The 16,627-nt window shown below is 43.8% G+C and carries 22 protein-coding genes; 5 read left to right on the top strand and 17 right to left on the bottom strand.

All coding sequences use genetic code 11. The annotated features are described in order from the left end of the window. Positions 1 to 23: 23 nt before the first annotated feature. On the bottom strand, positions 24 to 569 hold the full coding sequence (locus R7035_RS03130; RefSeq protein WP_042521682.1) for a TetR/AcrR family transcriptional regulator: 546 nt from the start codon (positions 567 to 569) through the stop codon (positions 24 to 26). Positions 570 to 667: 98 nt separating this feature from the next. On the opposite strand from R7035_RS03130, the gene R7035_RS03125 reads away from it, so the two are divergent. The 4 genes from R7035_RS03125 (at position 668) to R7035_RS03110 (ending at position 2,214) form a co-directional block, all read left to right on the top strand. Then, a complete protein-coding gene (locus tag R7035_RS03125) occupies positions 668 to 1,141 on the top strand; it encodes an HPP family protein (protein WP_064369614.1) in 474 nt (157 codons plus the stop codon). A gap of 138 nt (positions 1,142 to 1,279) precedes the next feature. Then, the gene (locus R7035_RS03120; RefSeq protein WP_005374999.1) at positions 1,280 to 1,495 is read left to right on the top strand and encodes a TIGR02450 family Trp-rich protein; all 216 of its coding nucleotides are present in this window, start codon (positions 1,280 to 1,282) and stop codon (positions 1,493 to 1,495) included. A 112-nt stretch (positions 1,496 to 1,607) separates the two neighbouring features. Then, positions 1,608 to 1,985 (top strand): PH domain-containing protein, encoded by a 378-nt coding sequence (locus tag R7035_RS03115; protein WP_005386881.1) that lies wholly within the window; start codon positions 1,608 to 1,610, stop codon positions 1,983 to 1,985. Between the two features lie 10 nt (positions 1,986 to 1,995). Then, the gene (locus R7035_RS03110; protein ID WP_017634431.1) at positions 1,996 to 2,214 is read left to right on the top strand and encodes a DUF6500 family protein; all 219 of its coding nucleotides are present in this window, start codon (positions 1,996 to 1,998) and stop codon (positions 2,212 to 2,214) included. Here the strand turns inward: R7035_RS03110 and R7035_RS03105 are convergent. The 9 genes from R7035_RS03105 to fliD all read right to left on the bottom strand — a co-directional run bounded on the left by R7035_RS03105 (position 2,211) and on the right by fliD (position 8,842). Further along, positions 2,211 to 2,498: a hypothetical protein gene (locus R7035_RS03105; protein ID WP_005375002.1), complete on the bottom strand. Its 288-nt coding sequence runs from the start codon at positions 2,496 to 2,498 to the stop codon at positions 2,211 to 2,213. The genes R7035_RS03110 and R7035_RS03105 overlap by 4 nt on opposite strands. A 77-nt stretch (positions 2,499 to 2,575) precedes the next feature. Further along, the gene (locus tag R7035_RS03100; RefSeq protein WP_005375003.1) at positions 2,576 to 3,571 is read right to left on the bottom strand and encodes a flagellar motor protein MotB; all 996 of its coding nucleotides are present in this window, start codon (positions 3,569 to 3,571) and stop codon (positions 2,576 to 2,578) included. Further along, complete coding sequence (motA, locus tag R7035_RS03095; protein ID WP_005375006.1) at positions 3,571 to 4,428, bottom strand: flagellar motor stator protein MotA; 858 nt, start codon at positions 4,426 to 4,428, stop codon at positions 3,571 to 3,573. Before motA ends, R7035_RS03100 begins: the two co-directional genes overlap by 1 nt. A 10-nt stretch (positions 4,429 to 4,438) precedes the next feature. After that, the gene (locus tag R7035_RS03090; protein ID WP_005375008.1) at positions 4,439 to 5,167 is read right to left on the bottom strand and encodes a FliA/WhiG family RNA polymerase sigma factor; all 729 of its coding nucleotides are present in this window, start codon (positions 5,165 to 5,167) and stop codon (positions 4,439 to 4,441) included. Between the two features lie 12 nt (positions 5,168 to 5,179). Continuing rightward, positions 5,180 to 5,680: a flagellar basal body-associated protein FliL gene (gene fliL, locus R7035_RS03085; RefSeq protein ID WP_005375011.1), complete on the bottom strand. Its 501-nt coding sequence runs from the start codon at positions 5,678 to 5,680 to the stop codon at positions 5,180 to 5,182. Positions 5,681 to 5,702: 22 nt separating this feature from the next. Further along, positions 5,703 to 6,776, bottom strand: a complete 1,074-nt coding sequence (locus R7035_RS03080) for a flagellar hook-length control protein FliK (protein ID WP_171345518.1) — start codon at positions 6,774 to 6,776, stop codon at positions 5,703 to 5,705. Further along, on the bottom strand, positions 6,773 to 7,093 hold the full coding sequence (locus R7035_RS03075; protein ID WP_005375013.1) for a hypothetical protein: 321 nt from the start codon (positions 7,091 to 7,093) through the stop codon (positions 6,773 to 6,775). Before R7035_RS03075 ends, R7035_RS03080 begins: the two co-directional genes overlap by 4 nt. Further along, the gene (gene fliS, locus R7035_RS03070; protein ID WP_005375014.1) at positions 7,077 to 7,463 is read right to left on the bottom strand and encodes a flagellar export chaperone FliS; all 387 of its coding nucleotides are present in this window, start codon (positions 7,461 to 7,463) and stop codon (positions 7,077 to 7,079) included. The genes R7035_RS03075 and fliS overlap by 17 nt, the downstream gene beginning before the upstream one ends. Before the next feature lie 32 nt (positions 7,464 to 7,495). Next, a complete protein-coding gene (gene fliD, locus R7035_RS03065; protein WP_318145955.1) occupies positions 7,496 to 8,842 on the bottom strand; it encodes a flagellar filament capping protein FliD in 1,347 nt (448 codons plus the stop codon). Between the two features lie 416 nt (positions 8,843 to 9,258). On the opposite strand from fliD, the gene R7035_RS03060 reads away from it, so the two are divergent. Further along, entirely contained in the window at positions 9,259 to 9,546 is a 288-nt protein-coding gene (locus R7035_RS03060) for a hypothetical protein (protein WP_025768597.1), read from the top strand. Positions 9,547 to 9,616: 70 nt separating this feature from the next. On the opposite strand, the gene lafA is transcribed toward R7035_RS03060, so the two are convergent. From lafA to fliP, 7 genes are all read right to left on the bottom strand, one after another. Next, complete coding sequence (gene lafA / locus R7035_RS03055; protein ID WP_005375019.1) at positions 9,617 to 10,468, bottom strand: lateral flagellin LafA; 852 nt, start codon at positions 10,466 to 10,468, stop codon at positions 9,617 to 9,619. 301 nt (positions 10,469 to 10,769) lie between these two features. Beyond that, positions 10,770 to 11,540, bottom strand: coding sequence for an EAL domain-containing protein (locus R7035_RS03050; RefSeq protein WP_005375023.1), 771 nt, complete (start codon positions 11,538 to 11,540; stop codon positions 10,770 to 10,772). Between the two features lie 19 nt (positions 11,541 to 11,559). Then, a complete protein-coding gene (flhA, locus tag R7035_RS03045) occupies positions 11,560 to 13,650 on the bottom strand; it encodes a flagellar biosynthesis protein FlhA (protein WP_005375024.1) in 2,091 nt (696 codons plus the stop codon). A gap of 31 nt (positions 13,651 to 13,681) precedes the next feature. After that, on the bottom strand, positions 13,682 to 14,809 hold the full coding sequence (gene flhB, locus R7035_RS03040; protein WP_005375025.1) for a flagellar biosynthesis protein FlhB: 1,128 nt from the start codon (positions 14,807 to 14,809) through the stop codon (positions 13,682 to 13,684). Continuing rightward, positions 14,806 to 15,582 (bottom strand): flagellar biosynthetic protein FliR, encoded by a 777-nt coding sequence (gene fliR / locus R7035_RS03035; protein ID WP_005375027.1) that lies wholly within the window; start codon positions 15,580 to 15,582, stop codon positions 14,806 to 14,808. The genes flhB and fliR overlap by 4 nt, the downstream gene beginning before the upstream one ends. Further along, positions 15,582 to 15,851 carry a flagellar biosynthesis protein FliQ gene (gene fliQ, locus R7035_RS03030; RefSeq protein ID WP_005375036.1) on the bottom strand — a complete coding sequence of 90 codons (270 nt, stop codon included), beginning with the start codon at positions 15,849 to 15,851 and terminating at the stop codon, positions 15,582 to 15,584. The genes fliR and fliQ overlap by 1 nt, the downstream gene beginning before the upstream one ends. A gap of 12 nt (positions 15,852 to 15,863) precedes the next feature. Continuing rightward, the gene (gene fliP / locus R7035_RS03025; RefSeq protein WP_318145954.1) at positions 15,864 to 16,622 is read right to left on the bottom strand and encodes a flagellar type III secretion system pore protein FliP; all 759 of its coding nucleotides are present in this window, start codon (positions 16,620 to 16,622) and stop codon (positions 15,864 to 15,866) included. Positions 16,623 to 16,627 lie beyond the last annotated feature (5 nt).

Below are 16,627 nucleotides of genomic sequence, written 5' to 3'. Positions count from 1 at the left end.
GCAAATGACTATACCTGAACGCATTAAAGCTTGTGCAAAATGGTCACGCATTTCTTCGTGACGTTGTCGTACTCTTTCGTCATGTAAGCGGTAGTGATCGCGCCCTCTTTCATGATGCAAATGGCATCGAGTAATGAAGCGTTTTCTGATTTGAGATAGCGTTGAATTAGCTCTCTGACTTGCTGTTTATGGTAGCGGCAATACGTTGCGATCTCGCCACTGTCGTCACTGAATTCCGCGGACGTATTGATGAAAAAGCAACCGCGAAACTCGCCCAACTTTTCTTCAGAGCCATGAAACCAGCCGTTGAGTGCTGTAAATAACTGATCGATCACCTCCGCGCACGTTTGTGCTGAAGAAAGCTTTTCCTCCAACCATTCCATAAATACTTGGTGGCGTTGTTCTAATGCGGCGATGATAAGCGCTTCTTTGCTCTCAAAATGGTTATATAGCGTGCGTTTAGCCACGCCGGAAACATTGAGGACTTCATTGATGCCAATAGAGTTGATGCCTTGTTTATAAAACAGTGACAAAGCTGTGTCGATCAATAACTGTTTCTTTTTGTTCATAACTATGTCCTCAAAAAGTTCCATAAACACATATTGACAAAGGTAGACAGATTTGTCTATTTTATTTTGTAGACAATTCGGTCTACTTTGAGGTGTTTATGAATAATTTAATTTTATCGTTGGTTGCCGGGCTTGGCGCTACGTTGGCTATTGGCGTATTGTCCTACGCTGAGGTATCACTGACGGAGGTTGTACTCCTGATGGCACCATTTGGTGCTACCGCAGTACTGGTGTTTGGGGTGCCAGGCAGCCCTCTTGCTCAACCCAAAAACGTGATCATTGGTCACTTCATCACGGCCTCTATCGGTATTGCGTTTAGCCAGTATGTTGACGTCACGCCGGTCACGCTCGCGATTGCGACGGGGCTGGGTGTGTCTGCGATGCTGATTACGAAGACCACTCATCCACCTGCGGGTGCAAATCCAATTTTGATCATGGCGTCTGGGCAGGGATGGAGTTTTCTCTTCACGCCTGTCCTGATTGGCGCGATAGTGATTGTTCTGGTCGGTAAAGGGTTACAGTTGCTACAAAGTCAGTACTTAAACCCTCGACTGAATGGTCAGAAGACCTAGTCGGATTGTAGTTAGAGCCGCGAAAGGGAGTGATCTCTTTTGCGGTTTTATCTTTTGTCGGTTTGCAAAAACAAAATCTGATTCTCTCTTGGTATTCAGTCGTATACATCAACATGGTAGTTAAATTGGTACAATGCGATGAACAGAATCCACCCTAAGAAACTATTGCACAGTAAATGGACGGCAATTTCACCTAAAAACAAAGAGAAGCATTTTGTCGTGACGGAAATGGAACTAGATGAAGATGGTAACGTTGTGAGATGTGTCATCGAGGCAGTCATGAGTAAACGCGACCGAGAGATGAACTGGCAAGACCTAAAAGACTCTGAGCAATGGATGCAAGGGTGGAAGTGAGTGACGCTTCGTTGTTGGGCGAATCAAGCAGAAACGTGCGTTGCGAGTAGGCAAAAGTGGTGCTATCTGATACGTTGATAATTCGTTCTAACGCCCACTCAAAGGATTAATTATGATTGATTTCGACAATTCCTCTGTATTTAAGCTTAAGCCGATTGACGTTTCTAATGCCAGAGAAGACTTCCTTAAGTTCTTGATTGATGGTGAGACTATTTTCGCTGCTTTTAAAACAGTTCGTGACCAAGTGGTGTTTACGAACAAGCGAGTGATAGCGGCAAATGTGCAAGGGATTACCGGCTCAAAAGTGGATTACACTTCTTTGCCTTACAGTAAGATCAATGCATTTTCTATCGAGACCTCTGGTACTTTTGATTTGGATTGTGAAATCGAGTTCTTCATGAGTGAGGTGGGAAGAGTGCGTTTTGAAATTAAAGGCTCGTTTGATTTGATTTCTTTCAACCGTATGGTTAGTGAGTATGTACTAGGTTAAGGGATTAGAAATGAGAGCTTCGCTGAGAGACAAAATTATAGAGGTCTGTGACAAAAAGATCGCGAGTAAAGGTGAATTGGTTGGTCTCTCATTTTATGCGTTTTTCGCTAATAAAAATGACGACCCAGAGCTGTTGATGGAAGCGGCTACGTGGTGGATTCAGACTCATCAGCTCGACCACTTCGAAAAAGCAGTAAAAATAAAATCAATGGTCGAGTCGGGGAGCTAAATTAAAAAAAAGAAGTAAAGAAAGCAGACAAATGCTAATAACGTTGCGGACAAAACAGGGTAGATAATGTAAGAGTCCTGCTTGTTGGTTCGTTGAAAACATAGCGAAACAAGTAAGACGTTATAAACAACAAGTAACAAGCTGATCATGGTTCCGCTGTTTAGTGTCATACTTGATAGCTGAGTTAAGAAAAACGCCAATAAAAGGTAATCGAAGACAATGAGCCATAAAAAGGCTTTCTTTAGTAAGTCGCTTTTTCTTTTTTCGGATGATGTTATGTGCATATAGAACTCAACTAAAAAGTCACAGTAACAGAGGCTTTGGTTAGAGAGGTCACCATCAGAGTGGTGACCTTTTAAGATTATAATTCTTGAATTTTTACTTCGCTGGTGGCGGTATCGCCGGAGTAATTGATGACTTCTTGACGAATGACTGGTTGGTTGAATTCAGCCTTATCTTTCGCTTTTTGCAGTTCGCTTTCTTGGTGGTTGCCAAAAAGGGTCTCAAGCACTTTAGCGGCAGGAGTCGTTAAAACAAACAGTTCAATACGACGGTTTTCGCTAGAATCTGGCTCATCAGGATTAAGCAGCGCTCTATCTGACATACCCGTTACCTGCATTACTCTATCATCCGGCATACCGCCTTCAACTAACGTATTTCTTGCTACGTCTGCTCGAGAGGCTGATAACGCCCAGTTAGATTGACGACCAAAACGCTTTTTAAATGGAATTGCATCTGTGTGTCCGCTGATGATCAGAGGGTTGTTAACACGATGAAATACAGGTGCTAGTGCGAGCAGTAAATCTTCAAAAAAAGGAGTAAGTTCTGCACCACCACGGCTGAACATATGCTGTTTGTAATCATCTTGAAGGACGATACGCAAACCTTGTGGTGTCACCGTGACGTTTACATTTCCCTGCGCATTAATTTGGGCAGTCATTTGCTCAATTACTTTCGCTAGTGCGGCAAGTTGCTCTTGAGTATCGAAGTTACCAGGAATCAAAGAATCAATTTCTGGTCCATCCCCATCACCTTTGAAGTAAGAGCTTACCACATGGTTGGAGTTGTGTTTACTTGGCACAGAAGAGTCCTGTGCCAAGTCGATAGGAGAAATACTTTGTGACGTATCAAATGGGTTGCCGTAACTCTTGTCGAATACGCTTGAACTATGCAAGTGGGCAACAATCGCTTTACGCTCTTCTTTGTCTACCACCTGCATAACCCAAAGTACAAGAAACAGCGCCATTAGGGCGATCATGAAGTCAGCAAACGCGACTTTCCACGCGCCGCCATGAGACGACTCATCATGGCTGTATACTTTGGCACGTTTGAACACTACATGCTCTTGTTTTTGCATTATCCCTCCTGTTCAGCTAACCACTTCTCCATTTGGTTGAATGTTGGTTTGATGTCTAGCTGAATATGTTTACGACCAGCGTCAATGGCGAGCAATGTCGGCTTTTTCGCTACGTAGGCAACCAAGGTTGCACGAACGCACTCAAAAGCAGTCATATTACGTTTTACTCGCTGAGCCATGGCGTTACTTAGTGGATCTAAGCCACAGTAACAACCGAAAATACCAATGAATGTACCAACGAGAGCTGCCGCAACGTGATAACCAATCATAGCGATTGAGCCATCAATAGCTTGCATGGTGATAATGATGCCACCAACTGCTGCAAGAATACCGAAGCCAGGTAGTGCTTCTGCTGTACGCTGTAGTGAGCGTGAAGGTAAAAGCATTTCGTTCTGTATTGCTTCGATTTCTTGCTCTAGCAGTCCCTCTAATTCATGAGGCGACATCTGTCCCATTGCCATTAAACGTAAATTGTCAGTAATGAAAGAAATTAGGCGATGATCTTCTGCGATCGTCGGGTAAGCGAGGAACATAGAGCTTTGCTCCGGAGCCTCAATATGAGAATCCAGAAACTTGTATCCGCGGTTTCTCGCTGTCTCTAGCAAGTTGTTGAGTAGTGCCATTAATTCCATGTAGTACTCATGCTCTTCTGTTGGACCTTTAATGGTCGCTGGCACTTGGCGACGCATTTCTTTCAGTACATGAGGCGGATTACCGATGATCAGAGAACCAGCAGCGGCGCCAATAATGATAAGGAATTCGGCTGGCTGCCAGATAGCACCTAAGCTACCACCGGCCCACATATATCCACCGAAGACGCACACCAGGATAGTGAGCACTCCAAAAAACTTTTGCATCTTGTGACTCCTAAGAGGACATTAATTGGTTGAGTTGTTTCAGCGCTTGTTTGTGAAGCTGACATATACGAGGTGGTGTCAGATCCAATACCAGAGCTATTTCGTGTAAGTTGAGTTCATGTTGATAGAACAGAGTCAGGAGCAGTTGATCGCGCTTAGGTAATTTACCCAAAGCACTGTCTAAACTACGACGAATATGTTCATGTTCCATGCCATCGTATTGCCCGCCAATGTAGCTATCACCGCTGCTCTCCATCAGTTGGTCAAGGCTTTGCATCTCGCCTGCGAGAGCGGCATTTTGGCGGTTGTAATAATCTTGCTCATTCGTCCCTAAAGCCTGGATGATTTCGGCATCCGTTGGCATTCGACCTAACGTTCGAGTGAGATCTCGAGTCACGTCGTTGAGCTCGTGGGCTTGTTGACGAGTCTTACGTGAACGCCAATCTAGTCGGCGTAATTCGTCTAAAATAGCTCCCCGAACTCGACAAACGGCGAAAGCAGGAAAGTGAGGATCGTCAACATCGCCATATCGGCGTCCAGCCTCGACTAGAGCGATAAGGCCTATCTGCTGCATATCTTCAATACTACAGTGAGAAGTGGCATGAACGCGCAGCTGGTTAACTACGCGTTTTACCATGACCTGATGACGTTGTAGCAATGCGTTTTCATCAATTGGTCGTGACGGTGTTGTCACTTCCTCTTCTGTGGTGTAAGTGTCTTGTACATTCATGTCTAACATGGTTGTGCTCCGTTATTGCACAACATATTTAGTCAACAAAACATCGTCGATTTCTCGGACGATGTCTGTTTTAGCAAAAGCGAGTAGAAGCGTTTGCTTCACTTCGTCTTGCAGAATATCGATGGCACCCGCTTGCTGTAACTGATCAAACGTTTTGTCGCTAAACAGTTTTAATAGAGAGTTTTGTACCATAGGCATGTATTCATCGATCTCTTTGATACGCTCTGGACGGCGTGTCTCAATTGCCAGTTCTAGCATCACAAAGTGAGTCTGTTTCTTGCCTTTAACGGTCAAAACGACTTTGTCCAAAGGATGGAAGCTAGGACCTTTACTTGTCGGTTGTTCTGTGACCAAAAAAGACAGTGGAGAGTCTTCGATCAGTGAACCAGAGTCAGGTGACTCTTGAGCGTGTTTGTTTAAGTACCAGATTCCGCCCATAATTGTGACGGCCGAAACGAGGGCACTGGTGATGATCATGGCGATAAACAGGGCGATCATTTGTTGTTTGGTCATAACCTTTTTCCTCGAAGATTCGCTAAGCTTGAGTGCTTAGCCAGTGTTCTGAATAGTTAGTTGTTGTCGTGGTTTGGAATTCACCAGATTCTCGTGCGGCGAAAATATTGGCGTCTTCTTCGTTTGCATGTGGGTCATTTCGACCTTGGTTTTGATCAGAGCCAACATTGACATCGACATGAACGAAGTTTTGCTCTTGTAACTCAGTACGCAATCGTTCCGAAACTTGCATTAAAGCTTCTCGTGTTGCTGCGGCATTGGCGTTGATGTGGACACTTAATCGGTCACCTTCAACACGTACAAGTAAATCCAGTTTCCCCAAGTCTGGTGGGTCTAGGCGGATTTTTGCTTCTTGTACATTTTGTTGAGCTTGGAGCGTCACGCGATCATGTAATACTTGCATCATTTGCTCTCCCCACTTTCCGGCAGTGGTATCAACACGCACTGCTGCCCACTCAGAGCCTTGAGCTTGAACATGACTCGTCGCAATCGGTGAATGTGCAGGTTGTGTTGTAGGAGCTTGTGCTTGAAGTAGAGAGGCGGTTGGTTGCCCTTGAACAGGTTGATTCAAAAGAGTTTGAAACTCAGCACCGGAGATAGGCAAACGCGAACTCGATGAAGTCGGCAGACTTTGCTTCACATCTTGTTTTGATGATGTGTTTAACATAGCGTTAGACGAATCTTGAGTAACAGACTTAACTTCGCTCGCAGTCATTAAAGATGACGCTTTTCCTAGTTTCTCAGCCTGCTTCTCTGCCATGGTAATCATACCCTGGGTTAAAGCTTGAGCTTGCGCTGCAAGATCAGTCGATTCTGTTAACCCTGGTGTACTGGTCAAGTTGGCATCCGGATCTGAAGCTGAGCGGTCATCAGTATCAAAACCATGACTTTGTACTTTGTTTGCGCTGTTCAAAGTAGAGGCCGTAAGGTGAAAACTCGATACCGCTGACGCAGAGTTAAAGTCTTGCTCACCATTCTGCTTGTTCCCTGATTTAAAACCATGAGAAAAGCCGTGTACCGAGTTCGCTTGCTTGATGTGACCCTCATTGTTAGCTGGCGAATTACCCGAGTGCTGAGTTGAAGAAGGTATGATCATTGAGTTAGCTCCATGGTCATTGCTAATTGATAGGCCATAGCGCGTTCTTGATGGTCATTGACCATGTTCATCTCTTTTTTCAACTCGTTGGTCGACTTCTCTAATACTGCGAAGGCATTAGCGTGCACTGTTTTCGCTCGCTGGATTTCAGGTGCAAGCTTAGGATCTTTCAAAAAAGGCTTGTGACTGATCAAAAGCTCTCGCAACTGCAAGTCGTACCGCTTGAGCGCATGCCAATCGGCCGTTTTTGCGGCGAACTGGATGAGCTGAGATAAATGACGGAATCGCTCTGGCGATACTTTATGCTTGTTGTCCAAAATTCATCCAACCTTCACGAATGTTACCCATTACACGCTCAACGTTAACCAAGCGATTTGCATCGTTTTGCACGCTAGCGTAATAAAGTTCGACTTGGCAGAAGTCATACAGCTGGCGTAGGTTTTCCGCAATTTCACCGCCGTTTTCATCATCTAGAGCACTTGTTAGTCCAATCAAGATGTTCATGCATTTGTTGATTCCATTCCCTTTCTCGGCCAAACGATTTGCGGCTAGGTGGCCGCGAATACGTTCAACTTCATCGAGTAGGCCATCGATTAACATGATGACCAATTGGTGTGGATTTGCTGCTGCCGCTTGAGCGTCGAGATCGACTTGTTGGTACGAATCGTAACCAGAATCCATAAGCATGAATATTTCTCCTAAATTTGGAACCAAATGTCTTATTTTTGAGCATTAAACATGGACATGGTTTGGTTCATTTGGGTCATAATTGAATTCATTTGAGTGAATTGTTTGAGATAGCGGTTGTACGACATTTCGTACTTACGCTCTAAATTGGTTTGTTTATCTTTGATTCGGTCTAAGCTTGACTGTATTGCGTCTTTACGCGTGCTGAAGGTACCTGATGAGAACTTCAAGAAAGGCTCTACCATCGCGTCAAGAGAATCTAGCAAAGCGTCATCCCCATTAAACAACGCCTCTAAGCCTGCGCTGTTTGTTTGTTGAGCTTCTTTGAACTTTTCTTGATCAACTTTCATTTTACCGTTGCGGTCTAGGCTCACGCCGATTTCGCTTAGGCGCATACCATTGTGTTCACCTCGGATTAACCCCGTTAACTGACTCTCAATAGAACGCAATGTCGAGTCGCTAGCGAGCACGCCGCGTTTCTGATCTTCACCGCCAATTTGGGTGTACTGATCGATAGTCGAAACAAGGGCATTGTAGGTTTCCACAAACTTATCTAGTTGTTCTTTAGTGCCTTTGCTATCAGCTCCAATTTTTAAACCGATTGGCGAATCTCCCGCGGCTTGCGGTTTAGATACGGTAATGTCAACACCGTCGATGACACCTTCAAAAGTATTACTTGCGTTGGTTAGTTTCAGGCCTGAGTCTTTTGCACCTAGCCACATAACCGCATCTTGCGGAGCGTTGATTTGCTTGAGGTTGGTGAAGGCGTCTTCAAACCACGCTTGGCCAGTACCCGATGCAGATACGTTGATCTTATTTTCGACACCAGTCTCAGTACTCGATAGCATAAAGTGTGTTTGACCATTCGAGCGAACTAGAGTGGCGTTAACGCCAGGGTTATCCGTGTGATTGTTAATCGCACTGGCTAAATCACTGATCGTTGCAGTGCCGTCACCATTAACATCAACGGAGGACAAGTCTAGAGTCATTGTTTCACCGTTGATGGTGAATTCTAAAGATCCAGTTGTTGGTACTTCTGTCGTCGCCTCAAGGTCTGCAGGCATTCCTGTAGATACTTGATGCGCCGTTGCCACTTTTTCTACAAAAATCTGATAGTTACCCGTTAGCGCTTTAGCATCCGCGTTTGCAGTAAAGTTACCTTCTTGAGAGAGTGTCGCACTGTTTTTGATGATGCTGTTTGTGCTGTTATTCATCTCTTTCATTGCAGTACGAAAATCACGTAGTGCGCTTTCAACTTTATTAAAAGCTGACAGTTGTGACTGGTACACATTAGCTTGCGCTTGGTAACGGTTTTTGAATGGGTTTGTGTCCAATTGTGCGAATTGGGTTGCCATTTTTACTGGGTCTAAAGAACTCATGAGGTGTGCTCCTCTCATCTCTTATTGGCTTGAATACTTTGAATGCTACGCCTTAGTTTAATTAGCAGTGGCAAGATGCGTGCCGTATATTAAATTCAATTAAAACAAAGGTTTAGATCTATTTTATTTTCTTGGGAGGAAGTGGTGTTTCCACCTTGTTTGTTCCGCCTTCCTCCATGGAAAAAGTAATTTCCTTATAAGAAAAGGCGACCTAAACAAAGAAAATATTTAATTGTATTGACGGTTCTAATTAGGAGAGATGTTTTAATTAGACGTTATATTCAGCCTTTACTTCAGCTTGATTCAGATAATTCTTACAGAGTGCATTAATTGCGTTCTGATATTATTTTTGATAGTGCGATGTGCAAGTGTTCTCACTAAAAATTAAATTTTTTACGTTTCAAAGAATGTCAGTTATGAATGAATTTGCGTTACGATTGATGAAATGTGCTCGTGCATATGAAGAGTTCATTAACAAAAAACTATTAAGTAAACAGAGCATCAATTCTGATGAGATAGCTAGTATCTTAAAGGAAGCTAAGTTCAATTTTCCTGAACTTAGAGATAGTAAAATAGGAAGTAAATTAGAGACGATAGAATTAGAACTGTTTAATAAGGTTTTATTCAATATTATGTTGAAGTTCGGATTCAGAGTGCCTGAACCTCACAAAGATAATACGAGCTCTATTTATATTCGTAGATAAAAATAAAGCCTTCCATAGGAAGGCTTTATAATTAAGACGATTTAAATTAAGCGCACTATTAACTAAGTAATTAGCGTAGTAGTGACATTGCCATGCTTGGAAGCTGGTTAGTTTGAGACAGAACAGTTGTACCTGCTTGCATCAACATTTGGTTCTTAGTCATGTTTGAAGACTCTACTGCAAAGTCTGTATCCATGATACGACCTTTAGATGCTGTAACGTTTTCTACCATGTTACCAAGGTTAGCCATAGTGTGCTCAAGACGGTTGATGTTCGCACCGAAGTCTGCACGAGAGCTACCAATTTTTTCTACTAGACCGTCAGCGCCGCTGATTTTGTCTAGTGCTGCTTTTGCTTTAGTCGCGTCATCGATACCATCTGTAATTGCTGCATCAGCAAGGATAGTAGTGATTTCACCGATACCTGCGCTTGCGCTTACAGTCAATGTTTCAGCAGAAGATGCACCGATTTGGAATGTTACGTCACCTGCACCGAAGCCGCCGCCTTTAAGAAGGTTTTGACCACCGAACTTAGTGTTGTCTACGATGTTGTTTAGTTCTGCAGTAAGCTGTGTGAACTCTTTGTTAAGAGACGCACGGTCTGTTGCACTGTTTGAACCGTTCAACGATTGTGTAGCAAGGTCGTTCATACGGTAAACGATGTTTGTCATTTCATCCATCGCACCTTCAGCAGTTTGCATCATAGAGATGCCGTCTTGTGCGTTACGCATTGCTACTGACATGCCGCGTGTTTGCGCTTCTAGACGGTTAGCAATTTGAAGACCAGCAGCGTCATCAGCAGCTGAGTTCACACGGTAGCCTGTGCTTAGACGTTCCATTGCTGTGTTTAGAAGTCCGCTTGTTGTGTTCATTGTGTTTTGAGTTACAAGCGAAGCGTAGTTAGTGTGCATTGATAAAGCCATCTTAGTCTCCTTAGTTAGTCACTATATCTTTCAGGCCTCGGGATATTCCCTTGTCACTAACTAGAGGCGGTCGGTCGGCTTTAATGATTAATTTGAAAATTAAAAAATTTCTAAAAAAGATAAAAATTGATGATTTTTAGTGATTTGTATTCCATGAAAACCGGGGAAATCATCATATAAGCCTAAATTTTTTAGTTAAGTTAAAGAAACTATTGCCCAATGATCTTGTGGTTATCCGTTATAAATAAAAAAACAGCACGAATAAATCGTGCTGTTTTAAATATAAATGGTTGAGTTTCAACTATTCCTCATCAAAAGACTGAAAGGAGAGAGAGGTTGGGATATCGCTGAAATAACCAAAATAATAACTGGCACCCAATAAACGATAACGGTTAAGTTCCGTTTGACTCGCTACACGTCCGGCAACCCAAGTATATTTATGCTTTCTTAAGAACTTAGCAATAGGTAGGAAAGCGTGTCTTTCTTCTTTATCTTCTAGTGTGACTGACAATTTGATCATATCGGGACTAAAGTCTGCGACGCGCTCGAAGTTCACTTGCGATGTCGCGACTTCAAACCAAAGTGAATATGCATTCTCTTTTAACTTTTTGGTGAGTGTGGCGACTTTATCACGATCACATAACGTTTCATCAGCTTGAAGAGAAGGAATCACATGTTGAAAAGCAGAAGAGTGGAATTGAATCGTCTGTTCGAGAAAATAAACCCCAGGCTCCCACAGTAATGCATCAACGCGAATCGGCACGACAACATTACTAATCAAGTCGTGGTGAAAGGCTTCTAACTGAAATTGTGTTTGTCTTAGTGCAAGGTAAAGACTGAACAAATCCAGGCAGTACTGCATTTGTTCAGAGAGTTTGAATTGATAGACACTTTGTTCTCCACGCATACCAAATCTCAACGTCAGGTGTTGGAATTCTACTTCCCCTGATTGAGCTTCCCTAATTGCTTGGCATGCGTGTTGGACATCATTGTGTTTTAAAGCATCAAAGACTAATTGATCGTCATCCGTGACGATATGTTGTACTGCGAGACCAACCAAATGTTCGTACATCGCATGTGTTGAAATAAGATTAACCAAGGTTTCCTACCACATTGATTTGTTTGTTTTCTGGGATTTCGTTGTAAGACAATACTGCCAGCCCTTGTGTAAATGTACGAGCGTAACGCGCTAGAAGAGGGCGCAGCTGTGGCATAACGAGAAGGATCGGAGGTAGCCCCTGTTGCTTAAGCTGTTGTCTGATCAATGGCAAGTTTTGTTGGAACTGACCAAGAATGTTTGGCTCAATTGGGAAGCTATCTAGTGTTACCGTACCAGAAGATTGTGCTTGTTGCAGTGAAGTTAGTAGCATTTGTTCTAGCTCATCAGACAGTGCGTAGACATTTAACTCGTTCTTTTGTCCTGCAATTAAGTTAACAAGCGTACGCTTTAGTGCACAGCGCACATCAGATGCAAGTAGGATCGGGTCCTTTGTATTTTCCGCGGATTCCAACATTGTGTTGGCAATCGTGCGAATATCTTTTAGTGGCACTTGGTCTAATAAAAGCTGACGATATACTTTCAGCTGCTGCGCTGGATTAAGTGCTGCTGCTAATGCTTCTGCTAGTTTCGGGGCTTGTTGTGTCAAACGCTGGGTTATTGCTTCCACATCGTCGTGCGTAAACAATTCTGCAAGGTTTGTCTTCATGATTTTACTAATATGAGTGGCAATAACAGTGCCATCATCGACAACTTGGTAACCCATATTAAGTGCTTTTGCTTTATCTTGATGCTCAATCCACACAGCTGGCAACTGATAAGCAGGATCGCTACCCAAAATGCCATCTACCTCACCGTAAGTTTCGCCAACCGCTATCGCCATTAAACGCTCTGGTTCAATAAAACCTTGCTCAATGACTTCGCCATTTAGAGAAATTGTGTATTGGTTTGGCTTGAGGCTTAGGTTGTCACGAATACGAACTTCAGGTAATAAAAAGCCAACTTGTTCAGAAAGGTTTCGACGCACACCGCGGATACGTTGTGATAAAGGAGCCCCTTGCTCTTTGTTGACTAGATGGACGAGTCGGTAACCAAGCGCAAGTGATAATGTTTGGACGTGAGGAATATCATCCCATGTCAGCGGTGTATCATCGTCTTGCATCGCTTGTGAAAGTGCTTCGACCTCTTCAATCTGGGAGTCTTGCACTGGCTTCTTGGTTTGACGCCACCCTGCGAACGCTAATGCGCCAGCAAACGCAAAAAAGGCTAGGTGTGGCATACCCGGTACCATACCGATTACCGCCATAATACCTGCGACAGTAAATAGCGTTGCAGGAGTTGCCAGTAATTGCTTTTGCATGGTTTCCGACATGCCATTATCGCTATCATTAATTCGCGTAACGATAATCGCGGCAGCCGTTGCCAATAGTAGTGAAGGAATTTGAGCAACTAGACCATCACCGATTGTGAGTAGGGCATAAGTTTTAAAGGCGTCAGACGCAGCGAGTCCATGCTCGAAGACACCAATACTAATACCACCAATGATATTGATAAACAGAATCAACAAACCTGCGATGGCATCGCCACGCACAAACTTTGATGCACCATCCATCGAACCATGAAAATCGGCTTCGTTGGCGACTTCTTTACGGCGTAAGCGAGCCGTTTCCTGATCGATAAGGCCAGCGTTTAAGTCGGCATCAATTGCCATTTGTTTGCCTGGTAAAGCATCCAACGTAAAGCGGGCTGAAACCTCAGAAATACGTTCACCACCTTTGGTGATTACGACGAAGTTGATGATCATCAAGATGACGAACACCACCATACCAACGACGTAGTTACCGCCAATGACGACTTCACCGAATGCTTGAATGACCTTACCCGCTGCGTCACCACCATTATGTCCTTCTAGGAGTACAATTCGCGTAGAAGCCACGTTCAATGTGAGACGTAATAATGTTGCGACCAGCAAAATAGTTGGAAAAACAGAGAAATCTAATGGTCGCTTTGCGGTTGTGCTGACCAGCAATACTAGGATTGCTAAGACGATATTAAAGGTAAACAGCGCATCCAGTAGCAGAGGAGGCAAAGGAAGAATCACCATTGCTAATATCATTAGCAAGACGATTGGAATGCCAACGTAGCCTTTGGTTGATGTTTGAAGTTGTTTTAACCGGTTAAGCATACTTTCGTGTCCTTGGATAAACGCGGGTTAATCAGTGCTGCAAATGTTTTGGAATCGAAAAATGAGGTAAAGGAATTGGCTCTTTTCCCTCACCTTTACGAAAGGCTTTCAATTGCAAAACGTAAGTAAGAATATGTGCCACTGCGATGTACAGTTGGCTTGGGATTGCTTGTTCAATCGCCGTCGTGTGATAAATCGAACGGGTAAGTGGCGGGGAGTTAATGATTTCCACTTTGTTTTCTCGGGCGATACGTTGAATGTGCATAGCAGTTTCGTCTACGCCTTTTGCGACGACAAAGGGCGCGTCAGAAAGCGAAGGCTCGTATTTCAGTGCGACTGCGTAGTGCGTTGGGTTTGTGATGATCACGTCAGCTGTCGGCACCATTTTATCGATCTTACGGCGCGCAAACTGTTGCTGTATTTGACGAATACGTTGCTTTACTTCCGGACGACCTTCATTATTTTTAAATTCCTCTTTCAATTCTTGTTTCGTCATGCGGAGTTCTTTTAGGTGTTCCCAACGCTGATAAGGAATGTCGATAACCCCAAATAACAACAAGGCGAAGCCCATTAAGAGTAAGCCTTCAAACAGAATTGACATTACTAGAGAAAAACCTTGGCTTAGTGGGAGGTTTTGCATACCAAGTAATGGCTGTAAGTGGTTGTCTAAATAACCATATAAGATGCCGAAGATGACGGCTACTTTGAACGTCGACTTTAAGAGCTCAACCACTGAGCGGGTCGAAAAAATGCGCTTTATCCCGCTCAAAGGATTAATTTTGCTGAGCTTTGGCATCACGTTCGCGGGACGGAACATCCAGCCGCCTAGCACAAGGCTACTACCACAGGTCACGATAATAATGACGGTAAACAATGGTAATAGCATGTCGATGATGACCGCTAAACTTTGTCCCAATTGCTCGACAAGTTGTTTAGGATTTTCTAGGTCGGCTCGCGTCAGCATCATGTTGTAGCGAAAGATCCCCGACATGCTTTCCCAAATACTATTAAGCTGAGAGTAAAAGTAGAGCGCCACCGCTAGAAATATAACCGCAGTAGTAAACTCTTTCGCGCGAGGAATTTGTCCTTCCTGACGGGCTTTCTTTACCTTCTGCGGTGAGGCTTTTTCAGTTTTGTCTTGAGAAGATTGATCGCTCATGCTCCCCCCAACATAAAGTTACTCAAGTGTCTAATGGTGTCGTGAACGAGCGCCGTGTAGCGACCAGGAACACCAGAAACTGAGATTAATACGCTGAATAGACCCAGCAGCATCGTCATAGGAAAACCTAACGCATAGACATTAAGTGATGGTGCGGCTCGGTTCATTACACCAAAACTGATGTTGGCTAGAAGCATGGAAACAATAGCGGGTAAAGCCAAAGCTAGTGAAGAGGCAAACATCCAACCGAAAATATTGACAACACCTTGCAGAGAAAGCGATGTGATACCAGATCCGACTGGCCAAACAACAAAGCTTTGAATCACGATATCTATGACGAGTAAGTGTCCTTCTAGCGCAAGAAACAACAAGGTTGAGAAAATCAGAAATATGCGTCCCAAAATGGCGACAGAAAGCCCGTTAATAGGATCATTCATCATCGCCATACCTAAGCCCATTTGCAGAGAAATCACCTGACCAAGCATGGTGAAAACGTTAAAGAGCATGTGCAAAATTAACCCAAACATTACCCCCCAAATAGCTTGCTCAAAAGCAAGGAACAGGGAAGTCATAGAGAATAATTCGACTTGTGGCATGGGTGGCATTAACGGTCCAGTAATGACAACGATCGAGAGGGCCAGTAAAGTACGAACCCAAACAGGAATAATTGCATCACCAAAGAAAGGCATTGAAATAAATACGGCTCCCACACGAAAAAACGGCCACCAGAGTTGACCGAGTATCGCCGAGAGCTCTGCAAATGTGATGGCCATTAGCCAATCATCCCTGGTATGTTGTGGAACAAGAAATCAAACAGTTCCATGATCTTACGGAGCATCCAGTGACCTGCAAAAATCACCATTAATAAGGTAACGAGCAAACGTGGCAAAAAGCTGAGTGTTTGCTCGTTGATTTGTGTGGCAGCCTGAAATACGGCGATACACAAACCGACAATTAAGCCTGGAACAACCAATACGGCAACCATCAAAATGATCAGCCATACTGCATCGGAAAATAACGTTACGGTTAGTTCTGGGGTCATAACTGCTCCTAGTTAACCGAAGCTGGCAGATAAGGTGCCAACTGTCATTGCCCAACCATCCACGAGTACAAATACCACCAACTTAAAGGGAAGTGAGACAATTAAAGGTGATAGCATCATCATACCCATTGCCATCAGGACACTGGCGACAACCAAGTCGATGACCAAAAACGGGATGAAAAGCATAAAACCAATTTGGAAGGCGGTTTTTAGTTCACTAATGACAAATGCAGGCAAGACAACGGCAAATGAAATATCCTCAACGTTTTGGTCGAGAGGCTCATTGGCAATACGTAACATTTGTTCAAGAGAGCTTTGGTGCGTCTGTGCCAGCATGAACTCTCTCACTGGTTTCTCTGCAACAGAAAAAGCCTGTATTAGCGTGATTTCGCCGTTGTCGTATGGCTGAAACGCATTTTCATAAATATCGCTCCAGACAGGGCGCATAATCAGCAACGTCAATGCGAGAGCGATCCCGACCAACACTCTATTAGGTGGGCTTTGTTGAAGACCAAGAGCTTGGCGCAAAATCGCAAGGACAACGACAATTCGAGTAAAGCTCGTCGCCATCAAAATAAATGCTGGAAGAAAACTGAGCGCCGTCATCAACAACAGAATTTGCAGTTTAACGCTGTATTCTTGTTGTGTGTCGCCATCAGAAACGGAAAAGATAGTTAAGCCGTTGTCAGCCGCCATTGTTGGGAAAGCAAACAAAAGTGACACCAATACCAAAAGAGGTAACCAACGGTGCCAAGCGCTCAGATTTTTCATTGTGA

The sequence above is a fragment of the Vibrio sp. 1731 genome (assembly GCF_033339955.1).
In the GTDB taxonomy this organism is placed as follows: Bacteria; Pseudomonadota; Gammaproteobacteria; order Enterobacterales; family Vibrionaceae; genus Vibrio; species Vibrio alginolyticus.
The sequence above is the reverse complement of the archived record's forward strand: the minus strand, read 5'-3'. Positions and strand labels throughout refer to the sequence as shown.